12 protein-coding genes are annotated in these 13,439 nt (G+C 69.3%); 7 read left to right on the plus strand and 5 right to left on the minus strand.

Annotated elements, in window-relative coordinates:
* The first annotated feature begins 91 nt into the window (after window positions 1-91).
* From C5E07_RS00990 to C5E07_RS01000, 3 genes are all read left to right on the plus strand, one after another.
* Window positions 92-868 (plus strand): 1-acyl-sn-glycerol-3-phosphate acyltransferase, encoded by a 777-nt coding sequence (locus C5E07_RS00990; protein WP_104298080.1) that lies wholly within the window; start codon window positions 92-94, stop codon window positions 866-868.
* A 193-nt stretch (window positions 869-1,061) separates the two neighbouring features.
* Window positions 1,062-1,898 carry a GyrI-like domain-containing protein gene (locus C5E07_RS00995; RefSeq protein ID WP_104298081.1) on the plus strand — a complete coding sequence of 279 codons (837 nt, stop codon included), beginning with the start codon at window positions 1,062-1,064 and terminating at the stop codon, window positions 1,896-1,898.
* Between the two features lie 101 nt (window positions 1,899-1,999).
* Entirely contained in the window at window positions 2,000-2,353 is a 354-nt protein-coding gene (locus C5E07_RS01000; protein WP_104298082.1) for a VOC family protein, read from the plus strand.
* Between the two features lie 94 nt (window positions 2,354-2,447).
* On the opposite strand, the gene C5E07_RS01005 is transcribed toward C5E07_RS01000, so the two are convergent.
* From C5E07_RS01005 to purL, 4 genes are all read right to left on the minus strand, one after another.
* Window positions 2,448-2,615, minus strand: coding sequence for a methionine/alanine import family NSS transporter small subunit (locus C5E07_RS01005; RefSeq protein ID WP_104298083.1), 168 nt, complete (start codon window positions 2,613-2,615; stop codon window positions 2,448-2,450).
* Window positions 2,612-4,171, minus strand: coding sequence for a sodium-dependent transporter (locus C5E07_RS01010; RefSeq protein WP_104298084.1), 1,560 nt, complete (start codon window positions 4,169-4,171; stop codon window positions 2,612-2,614). The genes C5E07_RS01005 and C5E07_RS01010 overlap by 4 nt, the downstream gene beginning before the upstream one ends.
* Before the next feature lie 153 nt (window positions 4,172-4,324).
* On the minus strand, window positions 4,325-5,620 hold the full coding sequence (zapE, locus tag C5E07_RS01015; protein ID WP_104298085.1) for a cell division protein ZapE: 1,296 nt from the start codon (window positions 5,618-5,620) through the stop codon (window positions 4,325-4,327).
* A gap of 24 nt (window positions 5,621-5,644) precedes the next feature.
* Window positions 5,645-8,074: a phosphoribosylformylglycinamidine synthase subunit PurL gene (gene purL / locus C5E07_RS01020; protein ID WP_258063732.1), complete on the minus strand. Its 2,430-nt coding sequence runs from the start codon at window positions 8,072-8,074 to the stop codon at window positions 5,645-5,647.
* Window positions 8,075-8,343: 269 nt separating this feature from the next.
* Here purL and C5E07_RS01025 point away from each other — a divergent pair, with 269 nt between their 5' ends.
* From C5E07_RS01025 to C5E07_RS01040, 4 genes are read left to right on the plus strand one after another with little or no spacing between them, the layout of a single operon-like run.
* On the plus strand, window positions 8,344-9,471 hold the full coding sequence (locus C5E07_RS01025; RefSeq protein WP_104298087.1) for an ABC transporter substrate-binding protein: 1,128 nt from the start codon (window positions 8,344-8,346) through the stop codon (window positions 9,469-9,471).
* The gene (locus C5E07_RS01030) at window positions 9,471-10,418 is read left to right on the plus strand and encodes an ABC transporter permease subunit (protein ID WP_104298088.1); all 948 of its coding nucleotides are present in this window, start codon (window positions 9,471-9,473) and stop codon (window positions 10,416-10,418) included. The genes C5E07_RS01025 and C5E07_RS01030 overlap by 1 nt, the downstream gene beginning before the upstream one ends.
* A complete protein-coding gene (locus tag C5E07_RS01035) occupies window positions 10,415-11,287 on the plus strand; it encodes an ABC transporter permease (RefSeq protein ID WP_104298089.1) in 873 nt (290 codons plus the stop codon). The genes C5E07_RS01030 and C5E07_RS01035 overlap by 4 nt, the downstream gene beginning before the upstream one ends.
* On the plus strand, window positions 11,284-12,510 hold the full coding sequence (locus tag C5E07_RS01040) for an ABC transporter ATP-binding protein (protein WP_104298090.1): 1,227 nt from the start codon (window positions 11,284-11,286) through the stop codon (window positions 12,508-12,510). Before C5E07_RS01035 ends, C5E07_RS01040 begins: the two co-directional genes overlap by 4 nt.
* A gap of 123 nt (window positions 12,511-12,633) precedes the next feature.
* Here C5E07_RS01040 and C5E07_RS01045 read toward each other — a convergent pair whose 3' ends face one another.
* Window positions 12,634-13,437 (minus strand): DeoR/GlpR family DNA-binding transcription regulator, encoded by an 804-nt coding sequence (locus tag C5E07_RS01045; RefSeq protein ID WP_258063733.1) that lies wholly within the window; start codon window positions 13,435-13,437, stop codon window positions 12,634-12,636.
* Window positions 13,438-13,439: the final 2 nt, after the last annotated feature.

The following is a 13,439-nucleotide window of genomic DNA, read 5'->3' on the forward strand; positions in this document are numbered from 1 at the left end:
TGCGCAGGCCCCGCCCACGTCCGCGTGCGCCCCGGAGTCGTCCCAGGTGCCCCGAATAAGGTGGCACCTCACACTTGGACCAGGGAGCCACATGACTCGCGAACCCGTCTACTCATTTGCGATCGGGGTCGGCCGCACTGTCTTCGGCGCGCTCCGCGTTCGCCAGACGGTCCGCGGCGCGCAGCACCTTCCCGATACCGGCGGCGCCGTCATCGCGATGACCCACTTCGGCTACCTCGAGTTCGCCCTCGTCGAGTGCGCGACCTGGATGCACAACCGGCGGCGCATCCGCTTCATGGCCAAGCAGAGCGTGTTCGAGAAGCACGTCGTCGGCCGACTCATGCGCAGCATGCGGCACATCCCGGTGAACATGAAGGCCGGTGCGGACGCGTTCGCCGCCGCCGCGACCGCCCTGCGTGACGGCGAGCTCGTCGGCGTCTTCCCCGAGGCTGGTGTCAGCGCGTCGTTCACGATTCGCGACTTCAAGACCGGAGCCGCACGCCTCGCCGCGCAGGCCGGCGTGCCCATCATCCCCGTCGCCGTCTGGGGCGGGCACCGCCTCCTCACCAAGAACCGCAAGATCACGCTGCGAGAGCGCCTCAACATCCCCGTGCACTTCTCTTTCGGCGCCCCCATCCATGTCGCACCGGACGACGACCCCGCCGACACCACAGCCAAGCTCAAGACGGTCATGGAGGCGCTCCTCAGCGAGCTGCAGTCGAACTACCCGGAAGACGGCGCGGGCAAGTGGTGGCAGCCCCGCGTGCTCGGCGGCACCGCCCCCACGCCCGAGGCGGCGGCTGCGGCAGACGCCGAGCGTGACCGCAGGCGCGAGGCCGCGCGAGCGCAGCAGGCAGCCAGGAAGTAGCGGGTCGGTTGCCACTGGCGCTGCGTCTGCCGCTGGGGCCGCAGCTGCCGTTGCCGTCGCCGTCGCCGCGGGCCGTGTCCAACATCAGTGCAGAAGCCCTGCATCCAGTGCCGGAAGCGGGTCGAAGGCCGGAAATCGCACTGATGTTGGTCAGTGATCGCCGGCACACGCGACCCGGTGCCAGACTTGGCGCATGAACGGTGAGCATCCCGGAAGCCTGATGAGCATCGGCGAGTTCTCGCGATACTCGGGTCTGAGCGTGCGCATGCTGCGGCATTACGCCGAACGGGGCGTGCTCGCGCCCGCCGAGGTCGACGAGTTCAGCGGGTACCGACGCTACGCCGCAGCCCAGCTCCGGGAGGCGGGGCGCGTGCGGATGCTGCGCGACGCCGGGTGCGGAATCCCCGCCATCGCAGAGCTCCTGCCGCTCTTCGCGGCCCCTGACGTGCTCCGACCGCGCCTGCAGCTGCACCTCGACGAGCTCAAGGCCGAGGCGCAGCGGGTCGCCGATCAGCAGGCGCTCGCCGCGACGCTCCTCGATGGGCTCGCGGCGCGCTCGACCCGTCTGGACGTCACCGAGCGCACCTTCCCGGCGCTGCGCGTGCTGTACCTGCGCCGCACGGTCGCCGACTACCCCTCCGAGGGTCCGCTCTGGGTCGACTTCCGTGGGCCGGTGGCCGACCTCACCTCGCGAGACCCCGCTGCCTTCGGCGAGGTCGGTGGTGCCACCTACTTCGACGACGAGTATCGAGACGCTGACGTCGAGATGGCGATCTGGCGCGAGTACCGCGGTACATCCGCGCCGGAGGGGTACGAGGTCGTGGAACTCCCCGAGCAGCGCGTCGCGACGGTCACCCACCACGGCGGCTTCGAGACCATCAACGAGGCCACGGCGACCGCGGGCAGCTGGGTCGCCAGGCAGGGTCGCACCCGCGTCGGCCCGATCTTCAACGTCTACGTGCACGGCCCAGGCCGCGAGCCGAACCCGGACAACTGGGTCACCGAGGTCAACGTCCCCATCGCGGCTTGACTCTCACACTGTGTGAGACCTCACGATCGGATCCAACGGCCGAACAGGCCGGCGGCGCAGCCAGAATCGCTGCGGCGCATCCGAATGAGAGGACAGCAACCATGCCGGACAACGTGAACTACTTCGAGATCGGCACCACCGACCCGGAGGCCGCGAAGGCCTTCTACGGTGACACCTTCGGCTGGACGTTCGGCTCGCTCGAGCCCGGCGGCTACGGGATGGTCGACGGCGCAGGCAACGGAGGCGGGCTCTGGGATTCCAACACGGTCGGCGGCGGCAGCTGGGCGGTGTTCTACGTGGAGGTCGAGGACATCGAGGCGAAGCTCGAGCAGGCGGCCGCGAACGGGGCGGAGACCGTCATCCCGCTCGTCGACAACGGCAGGATCAAGTTTGCGCATCTGCGCGACCCGCTCGGCAACCGCTTCGGTGTCTGGCAGCGCAAGCCGCAGGGCTGAGCAGCGCGCCGAGTCAGCAGAACCCCGCCAGCGAACGAATCGCAGGCGGGGTTCCGTTCCCTCTCTCAGCGCAGACCGGGGCCTGCGCGGCGAATCAGGTGTCGTGGATGACCGGGGCCTGTTCGGCTCTGCCGTCGTCATGGCCACCCGCCGGGTAGTCGGCGCGTTCCGGACGCCGACGGAGTGCGATGACGGACGCGGCGCATCCGCCCCACACGATCCCGATCGCGACGATGAGCATCGTGATGGCTTCTGGGGTCATCGGACCGTCTCCTTCTCGCGAAGCTCAGCCGATGTCGGCCAGGCAGTGAACGTGTCCGGGCTGTTGCGCCAGCGGACCAGGGTCATGATCGCGCTCGCGACCAGCATGACGAGGACCGCACCCCAGCCGAAGACGCCGACGTACCACAGCGGGTAGCCCTCGTAGCCGTCGACGATCAGCGTCCTGATCTGCTCGATGAGCATGTAGGTGAGGACAACCGGCGCGATGATGCCTGTCAGGACGAGCCACCACTTGCCGACCTGGAACGTCGACACGGCGTTGAGGTGCAGACGGATCTCCTCGCCGCGTCTGGCGACCCAGATCACGCCGATGCAGGTGGCGATAGCGGACGAGATGATGCCGATGTTGTTCGTCCACATGTCGACCGTGTCGAGCGCGATGAGGCCCGTGGTCGTCGAGAAGAGCAGGATCGAGATGACGGCGCTCACGCTGCCGAGGATGACCGCAGCCTTGCGGGGTGACCAGCCGAACTTGTCCTGGAAGGCTGACGAGACGACCTGCAGGATCGACAGCAAGGAGGTGAATCCCGCCATCACGAGCGACCCGAAGAACAACGCGCCGAAGATCTGCCCACCTGGCATCTCCGAGATGATGGCGGGGAAGGTCACGAACGACAGGATCGGCCCGGTGAGCCCCTCCAGCTCGCCCACGGCGACGTTCTGCTGGTGAGCCATGAATCCGAGCGTCGCGAACACTCCGATGCCCGCCAGGATCTCGAACGACGAATTCGAGAAGGCGACGACCAGTCCGGGGGAGGTCATGTTCGAGCGACGGTTCCGGTACGACGAGTACGTGACCATGATGCCGTAGGCGATGGACAGCGAGAAGAAGATCTGGCTGTACGCGGCGATCCAGACGCTGGGGTCGCCGAGCGCGACCCAGTCGGGCGTGAAGAGCGCATTGAGCCCGTCCGCCGCGCCTTCCAGGAAGAGCGCGCGCACCACGAGGATGAGGAACGACACGAGCAGCAGCGGCAGGAAGATGAAGTTCGTGCGTTCTACGCCCTTCGCGATACCGGCTGCCAGCACGAAGATCGTCACTCCCCACACGGCGACGAGCGGGATCAGGACAGAGGGCACGAATTGCATCGAGACGCCAGGCTCGCTGAGCTGCAGGAAGTCACCGGTGAAGAACGCCGCGGGGTCGTCGCCCCAGCCGAGGTTGAACGAGAGCACGAAGAAGCTCAGCGCCCAGGCGATGATGGCCGTGTAGTACAGGCCGATCACGAAGCAGATGAACACCTGGAACCAGCCGAGGCTCTCCATCCACTTCGCGACGCGACGGAACGCGGTCGGCGCGGCCCCGCGCATCCGGTGCCCGATGGCGTAGTCGAGGAAGAGGATCGGGATGCCCGCGGTGATGAGCGCGACCAGGTACGGGATGAGGAACGCGCCCCCGCCGTTCTCATAGGCGACACCAGGGAATCGCCAGATATTGCCGAGGCCGACGGCGGAGCCGATGGCGGCGAGGATGAAGCCGGTCTGCCCGGTCCATTGCTCGCGAGGCTTGACCTCGGTTGTCGTGGATGTCGTCATTGAGAATCCCCCAAGAGCGTGGTGAGCGGGTGCGCCTGCGAGGACAAGCGCTCTGCTTGCCCGACGAGCCTAGTGAATTCGAGCTGTACCGCGCATGCCCGGCATCGAATCGTGACTCGCGGCCGGGCGGCGAACGCCCTAGGCGGACAAGCCTCAGCGCTGGAGGAGGTGCAGGCGGCTGACCATGCGGAACGCGTCGGCACGGCCGGCGGCAGCCGCGACGAACTCGTCGAACGACGCGTCGGCGTGGAAGTGCGCCTCGATGTCGTAGTCGACGAGCACGTCCACGGCGTTCACGAAGCGCTGCTGCGGGTCGCGGCCGACGGAGGCGAGGAGGGGAACGTCGAGGATGTGCCACGTGTCGAAGTCGCGCGCCCACTGCAGGAACTCGAGCGACGAGGTCTGCACGATGAAGAGCTCCGCGAACGTCGCCCACAGCTCGCGGCCGCGCACTGCCGTCACCTCGAACGTGCGGCCGCCGAGCTCGAGGCTCGTCGCCTCGGCGGGAGCCGGGCGAGTGGCGTCGGGTGCACGGCCCGCAGCAGGACTGGACTCCCCGTCTGCGCCGTCCGCGTCGTCTGCGCCGTCGATGCGCGTCGACGTGACGCTCGGCACGTGCACCCACGAACCGGTCGCGAAGCCCCGGCGCTCGACGGCGTCCGCGCGTGAACGGCGGTAGTCGACTTCGCCCGGCAGCTCCACGACGTCGAGCTCGCGCTCGATGAGCTCGATGCCCGGCTCGAAGATGTGGTGGTAGACGGGGCTCGGGAGGAGGCCCTGCGGCCGGTAGTTCGAGGTCGCGACGACCGTGATGCCGTGGTCGAGGGCATACCGCAGCAGGGCCGTGAGCAGCGTCGCGTGGCCCGGGTCGTGCACGTGGAACTCGTCGAAGAGCAGCAGCTTCGCGTCGCCGATGAACTCGCGGACGGCGTTCGCGAAGACGGTCTCGGAGCCTCGGTTCGCGAAGATTCGCGAGTGCAGCTCGTTGAAGAACGAGTGGAAGTGGACGCGCAGCTTCCGGTCCACGGGCACCGCGCCGTAGAAGGCGTCGAGCAGCCAGGACTTGCCGCGGCCGGCGGGCCCCCACAGGTAGAGGCCGCGCGGGACCGTCGCATGGGCGGCGGATGCGTCGGGGCGATCCGCCTCGGCGACCTCGGGCTCGCTCACTCCGGCGGCCTCGGGGTCGCTCACCCCGGCGACGGGGGCAGCGTCGGCGGCTGTGCTCGGAGCGGCGTTCTCCACGGCGAGAGCTTCGTGCTCGACGATCTGCGCGCCGAGCCCTGCGAGACGCCGGGCGACCATCCGCTGGCCATCATCGAGAGTGAAACCGGCCGCGGTCGCTGACGCCGCGATCGCAGCGAAGACCTCGCCGACGCTCGCGCCAACAGTTTCGGGATGGGTTCCCCGCTTCGAGATGGGAAGCAACCCATCCCGAAGCGTGGAACCCATCCCGAGACTCAAGAGGTGCGGCGCTTAGTTTGCCGACGAGGCCGGCGCCGACGAGGCCGGCGCCGACGAGGCCGGCGCCGACGAAGCCGCCGCCGTGATGGCTGCGGAGATCGGTGCGGAGTTCGGTCCGACGACGTCGCCGAAGCGCTTCGGCAGCGTCGCGCCGCGCGCCTCGGAGAGCTCGGAGAGCGTGAACTCGAAGAGGCCCTGGACTTCGAGCTTCGCGTCGGCACCCATGCCGTCGCTCACGCCGACGCGGGTGACGGGGAAGTCACGCGCCTCGCACATCGCCTGGAAGCGCACGTCGTCGTCGTGCGGGACGGAGACGAGGATGCGCCCGGCCGACTCGCTGAAGAGCGCGGTCGCGGCATCGACGCCTTCCTTGCGCATGAGGCCGTCGAGCACGATGCGCGCGCCGACGCCGAAGCGTGTCGACGCCTCGACGATCGCTGCCGCGAGGCCACCCTCGGAGAGGTCGTGCGCCGAGGTGAGGAGGCCCTGCTGGCCCGCGCCGATGACGAGGTCGGCGAGCGCCTTCTCGCGCTCGAGGTCGACCTGCGGGGGGAGGCCACCGAGGTGTCCGTGCACGACGTCGGCCCAGCTGGAGCCGGAGAGCTCCTCGAGGGTCGTGCCGAGGAGGTAGAGGTTGTCGCCCTCCTCCTGCCAGCCCGACGGAACGCGGCGTGCGACGTCATCGATGAGGCCGAGCACGGCGACGACGGGGGTCGGGTGGATGGGCACGTCGCCCGTCTGGTTGTAGAACGACACGTTGCCGCCCGTGACCGGGATGCCGAGTTCGAGGCAGCCATCCGCGAGTCCCTCGACGGCCTGCGCGAACTGCCACATGACCTCGGGGTTCTCGGGGCTGCCGAAGTTGAGGCAGTCGGAGACGGCGGCGGGGCGTGCGCCCGTGGCGGCGACGTTGCGGTACGCCTCGGCGAGCGCCAGCTTGGCCCCGGCAGAGGGGTTGAGCTGCGCGTAGCGGCCGTTGGCGTCGAGGCTGATGGCGAAGCCGAGCCCGGACTCCTCGTCGATGCGCACCATGCCGGCGTCCTCGGGGGTGCCGAAGGCGGTGTTGCCGAGCACGTAGCTGTCGTACTGCTGCGTGATCCACTCGGGGTTGGCGAGGTTCGCCGACGAGATGAGGGCGAGCACCTGCTCGCGGAGCTCCTCACCCGACTGGGGGCGGGGGAGCGCGGATGCGGAGTCGGCCTGGAGCGCGTCGATCCAGCTCGGGTAGGCGACGGGGCGGTCGTAGACGGGGCCGTCGATCGCGACGGTGCGCGGGTCGACGTTCACGATCTCCACGCCGCGCCAGTTGATGACTAGGCGGCCCGTGTCGGTGACCTCGCCGAGCACGCTCGTCTCGACGTCCCACTTGTCGACGATGGCCATGAACGCGTCGAGCTTGTCGGGAGCGACGACCGCCATCATGCGCTCCTGGCTCTCCGACATGAGGATCTCCTCGGCCGTGAGGTTCGGGTCGCGCAGCAGCACCTTGTCGAGCTCGATGTACATGCCGCCGTCGCCGGCCGCCGCGAGCTCGCTCGTCGCGCAGGAGATGCCTGCGGCGCCGAGGTCCTGGATGCCCTCGACGACCTTCTCGCGGAACAGCTCGAGGCAGCACTCGATGAGCACCTTCTCGGCGAAGGGGTCGCCGACCTGGACGGCCGGGCGCTTCGTGGGGCCCTTCTCGTCGAACGAGTCGGACGCGAGGATGGATGCGCCGCCGATGCCGTCGCCGCCCGTGCGCGCGCCGAAGAGCACGACCTTGTTGCCGGCGCCGCGGGCGTTCGCGAGGTGGAGGTCCTCGTGGCGGAGCACTCCGACCGCGAGCGCGTTGACGAGCGGGTTCGCCTGGTACACGCTGTCGAACCAGGTCTCGCCGCCGATGTTCGGCAGGCCGAGGCAGTTGCCGTAGAAGGAGATGCCGCTCGTGACGCCGTGCACAACCCGTGCCGTGTCGGCCTCGTCGATCGCGCCGAAGCGGAGCGCATCCATGACCGCGACGGGGCGGGCACCCATGGAGATGATGTCGCGGACGATGCCGCCGACGCCGGTCGCGGCGCCCTGGAACGGCTCGATGTAGGAGGGGTGGTTGTGCGACTCGACCTTGAAGGTCACCGCCCAGCCCTCGCCAGCGTCGATGACGCCGGCGTTCTCGCCCATGCCGACCATGAGGTTCTTCTTCATCTCCTCGGAGACCTTCTGGCCGAACTGGCGCAGGTAGTTCTTCGAGGACTTGTAGGAGCAGTGCTCCGACCACATGACCGAGTACATGGCCAGCTCGCCCGAGGTGGGGCGGCGGCCGAGGATCTCGCGGATCTTGTCGTACTCGTCCGGCTTCAGCCCGAGGGCGCCGTACGGCTGGTCCTTCTCGGGAGTCGCCTTCGCGTTGTCGACGGTGTCCGGGCCAACTGCTTCGGAAGACGGGGTTGTGGTCTGGCTGCTCACTGGCGAGGCTCCTTCTGGCGGCGCGATGCGGAGAAGTCGGGGCGTGTCCGCACCGGACGAGTCTACGGCGTTCGCGGGCGGCCGCGCGATGGGCGGCGGATGCGCGCGAATGGGCCGTTCAGATGCGCGTCCGTCGGCGTTCATCCGGTGACCGCTGGTGTTCACGCTGGCGTGGTGGCCTGTGTCCGCCCAGCCAGTCGGCAGGGTTGCGCCGGCTGGCCTCTCGGCTTCCGGCCCCACCAGGATTCCGAGAAGGACATCGACTTCGCATGAACAAGCGACTTTCAATTGTGGCGACCCTCGCCCTCGCGGGACTTGCCCTGACCGCGTGCTCGCAGAGCCCCGCGACGGGTGAGACCGGCGACACCGCCGCTGCGGCGACCGCGACGAGCCTCGACGACTTCGGCAGCATGGAGGCGCTCGTCGAAGCCGCGAAGGCCGAAGGCACCATCAACGTCATCGCGCTGCCCGACGACTGGGCGAACTACGGCGAGATCAAGGCCGGCTTCACCGAGAAGTACGGCATCACCGTCAACTCGATCCTCCCCGACGCCTCCTCGCAGGAGGAGATCGCGGCGGCCGACGCCAACAAGGGAACCGACCAGGCGCCGGACGTCTTCGACCTCGGAGCGAACGTCGCCCTCGCATCCACCGACTACTTCGCGCCGTACCAGGTCGAGAACTGGGAGCACATCCCCGACGCCAACAAGGAGGCCACCGGCCTCTGGGTGAACGACTACACGGGCATCATGTCGGTCGGCTACAACGCCACCAAGTACGGCGAGATCACCTCGATCGACCAGCTCACCGACGCGAAGTTCGCGAACTCCGTCGCCCTCAACGGCAAGCCCGCAGAGGCCGGCGCGGCGTTCAACGGCTTCCTCTCGGCGAACAACGCGGTCGGCGGAGACTTCGCCGACCTGCAGCCGGGCCTCGACTACTTCGCGAAGCTCAAGGAGGCTGGCACCCTCAACCTGAAGGACGTCACAGCCGGCACCGTCGACGCCGGCGAGCACGGTGTCGTCTTCGACTGGAGCTACAACCAGCTCTCGACCGTCGAGCGCCTCGAGGCGAAGGGCGTCGAGTGGGCGACCTTCGTGCCGAAGGGCGGCGAGATCGCCGCGTACTACAACCAGGCCATCAACGTCGACGCCCCGAACCCCGCCGCCGCTCGCCTCTGGATGGAGTACCTGTACTCGCCGGAGGTGCAGAACATCTGGCTCGCCGGCGGCGCCATGCCGGTCCTGTTCGACTGGATGGAAGCCGAGGGCACGGTCGACCAGACCGCGCTCGAGAGCCTCCCCGAGGTCGAGGGCACGCCCGTGACGCCCACCTCGGAAGAAGCCGAGACCGCGAACGCGTTCCTCGCCGAGAACTGGGACTCGACGATCTCCTGATGACCGCAACCGCACCCCTCGCGGCGGCGACCGAGCCGTCAGGCGCTGCACTCGCAGCCACGCCTGACGCGCCCGGGCGCCGCCCGTCGGGCGCATCCAAGGCGGCGTCGCGGACGTCGCTCTTCGGTGTCGCCCCCTTCCTCCTCTACACGGGCGTCTTCCTGCTGCTGCCGACGGTACTCGTCGCCATCGGCGCGTTCTTCACCAGACAGGGCGTCTTCACGACGAGCGGATTCGAGCGGCTCCTCTCTCCCGCCTCCATCACGATCTTCTGGACATCGACGTGGCTGTCGGTCGTCACCGCGGTGCTGGGCGCCGTCATCGGCGCCGTCGTCGCGTACGCCCTCTCCACGAGCCCGCCGAACAGCATCGGTCGCCGCGTCTTCACGGCCTTCAACTCGGTGCTCGCGCAGTTCGGCGGCGTCATGCTCGCGTTCGCGTTCGTCGCGACGATCGGCACGAACGGGATGCTCACGCGCTTCCTGCAGGGAGCGGCCGGCTTCCAGGTCGACTCCGGCTTCCTGTCGAGCGTCCCAGGCCTCGTCGCCGTCTACCTCTACTTCCAGGTGCCGCTCATGGTCATCGTGTTCCTGCCGGCAGTGGACGGCATCCGCCGGGAATGGCGCGACGCGACCGTCATGCTCGGCGGCAGCTCGCTCGTCTACTGGTTCCGCGTCGCCGGCCCGCTGCTCGCGCCGAGCTTCCTCGGCTCCGTGCTCCTGCTGTTCGCGAACTCCTTCTCCGCCTTCGCGACGGCGGCCGCCCTCATCTCGCAGCAGACAATCATCGTGCCGATGGAGATCGAGGCGGCGCTGCGCAACGAGAACACCGCGGGGCTCGAGTCCTACGCGCAGGCCCTCGCGCTCGGGATGATCGTGGTCGTCGCCATCGTCATGTCGCTCTACGCGCTCCTGCAGAAGCGCAGCGCAAGGTGGCTGTCCCGATGACGCAGCTCGCACCATCCGCCCCTGCGCGTCCACGCCGCCGCGGCCTCGTCGAGCGGGCCCGCCGCCGCCAGCAGGCCTTCCGCATCGCGGTGCTCACCCTCACCACCGTCGCGCTGCTCGTGCCGCTCGTGAGCCTCTTCGAGTTCTCCATCCGCTTCCCGCTCACGGGGGAGGTCAGCTTCGACGCCTGGAAGCGCGTCTTCGCGGGCAACACGGGCGAGTACTCGACCCTCGACGTGCTCTGGTCCGGGCTCACGAACTCGCTCATCATGTGCGTCCTCACCGTCGCCATCATGCTCGTGCTGCTCGTGCCGACCATGGTGTGGGTGCGGCTCAAGGTGCCCGCCATGGACCGGGCGGTCGAGTTCATCTGCCTGCTGCCGCTCACCATCCCCGCCGTCGTGCTCGTCGTCGGACTCGCGCCGATCTACCGCTTCCTCGCCTCCACGCCCCTCGGGTCGAACACCGTGTGGCTCGCGTTCGCCTACGTCGTGCTGGTGCTGCCGTTCGCCTACCGCTCGATCGACGCCGGCCTCCGGTCGATCGACCTGAAGACCCTCACCGAGGCCGCCCGCTCGTTCGGGGCGTCCTGGCCCGTCATCATCGTGCGCGTGATCCTGCCGAACATCCGCACCGCGCTCATCTCGGCGAGCTTCGTCACCATCGCGGTCGTGCTCGGCGAGTTCACCGTCGCCCGCTTCCTCGCCCGCGACAACCTGCAGACCGCCCTCTTCCAGATCAACCTCTCCGACGGGCAGATCGCCGCCGTCATGTCGCTCCTCGCGCTCGGCGTCACCACGATCCTGCTCATCGCCCTCGACCTGCTCGCGGGGCGCAGGAAGCGCACGACCCGAAAGGCACGCCCATGACCAGCACCCTCCCTGAAGTCGCCTCCCGTGGCGGCACCGACGCATCCACCTCCACCACGCACTCCCAGGTGGCCGTCGGCGTCGAGCTGCGCGGCGTCACGCGACGCTTCGGCCAGACCGTGGCACTGCGCGGACTCGACCTGAGCATCAAGCCCGGCGAGATGGTCGCCCTCCTCGGGCCCAGCGGATGCGGGAAGACCACCGCTCTGCGCGCGCTCGCGGGACTCGAGGACATCGACGAGGGCGAGATCCTCGTCGGCGGCCGCGACGTCGCGAACGTGCCAGCCTCGAAGCGCGACATGGCCATGGTGTTCCAGTCGTACTCGCTGTTCCCGCACCTGACCGTGGCGCAGAACGTCGCGTTCCCCCTCAGCCTCCGCCGCGGAATCTCCGCGAAGGAGCGCAATACGCGTGTGCCCGAGTACCTCGAGCTCGTCGGGCTCGGCGGCTTCGGCGAGCGGTACCCCAACGAGCTCTCCGGGGGTCAGCAGCAGCGAGTCGCGCTCGCACGCGCGCTCGCCGTCCAGCCGAAGGTGCTGCTCCTCGACGAGCCCCTCTCCGCGCTGGATGCGAAGGTGCGCGTGCAGCTCCGCGACGAGATCCGCCGCATCCAGCTCGAGGTGGGCATCACGTCCGTCTTCGTCACGCACGACCAGGAGGAGGCGCTCGCCGTCGCCGACCGGGTCGCTGTCATGCGCGGCGGCATCATCGAGCAGCTCGGCGAGCCAGAGGCCATCTACTCGACGCCCGAGAACGCGTTCGTCGCCGACTTCATCGGCCACCACTCGCGCGTGCGGGCCAGCGCGGAGGGCGGAGTCGCGACGGTGCTCGGGCAGCGGGTGCCGCTGCTCGCGGGCAGCGCCGAGGGTGCCGTCGACGTGCTGCTCCGGCCGGAGCACGTGTCGTTCGCGGTGGCCGATTCCCGGCTCGCGGCGGACGAGTCGGGGGCCTCGGGTACCGTGAGCGCCGAGGTGTCCGTGGGCGGTCCGAGCGCATCGACAGGCGTCGATGCCGACGATGCTCTGCCAGCCGGTGAGGCGCTCGCGCGGGTCGTCTCGACCGGATTCCTCGGGGCCCACGTCGTCGTCCAGGCGCGGCTCGCGGACGGCACGCTCCTGCGGGCGCACATGCGGAGCCGCGACACGGGTGCGCTCGAGCCGGGCAGCGTCGTCGCCGTCGACGTGCATTCGGCCCCTGCGCTCGCGGTGCCCGCCGGACAGTAGCTCTGCTGACCAACATGAGTGCGATTTCGCTGCGTTCTGGCGTTTGAGCGTCGGACACCGCCGAAATCGCACTGATGTTGGACACTCGCGGAGGTGCCGAGGCGCTCGGCCGGCTGAGTGCGGCTAGACCTGCTGCACGTCGCTGCCGGCCGCTCGAAGCGCCGCGACGTCGTCGTCGGCGGCCTCGGCGCCGGTGATGATGCTCGCGAACTCGGCGAGCCCGCCGATGACGCCGACGTGGGCGCGGCCGAGCTTGCTGGCGTCGGCGACGACGACCGAGCGGTCCGCGGCGTGGAGCATGGCCCGTTTGAGCTCCGACTCCGGCAGATTCACGTTGGTGACGCCGGCCGCGACCTGCACGCCAGTGCAGCCGATGATCGCGAGGTCGGTGTGGACGCGCTCCAACATGGCGGATGCGTACGGCGCGACGAGCGAGTGCTGCAGCGGGCGGAGGGTGCCCCCGGTCACGACGACCGTGAAGCGGGGGATGGCCGACTCGAGGGCGAGCGCGATGGAGAGGCCGTTCGTGATGATGACGACGTCGTCGAGGTCTTCCCGGGCGAGGAGCGCCTCCGCCACGGCCGTCGTGGTGGTGCCGACGTCGAGGAGCACGCTCGAGCCGCTGGTCACGAGTGCGGCCGCGGCGATGCCGATGCGGCGCTTCTCGTCGGCGGCGCTCTGCTGCGCCGTCTCGAACGAGGTCTCGAGGCCGGTCGGCCCGTGCCCGTAGATCGCGCCGCCGTGCACGCGGCCCAGCACTCCGTCGCGCTCGAGCGCGGTGAGGTCCGAGCGCACGGTCACCTCGGAGACGCCGAGTTCTCGGCTCAGGTCGGCGACCCTGGCGAAGCCGGTACGCTTCACGAGTTCGACGAGGTCGGCTCTGCGCGCGTGCGCGGGGCCTTCTGGGGGCGTCTCGATGTTCACCACGG

The sequence above is a fragment of the Pseudoclavibacter sp. RFBJ3 genome, assembly GCF_002931375.1.
GTDB lineage: Bacteria > Actinomycetota > Actinomycetes > Actinomycetales > Microbacteriaceae > Pseudoclavibacter.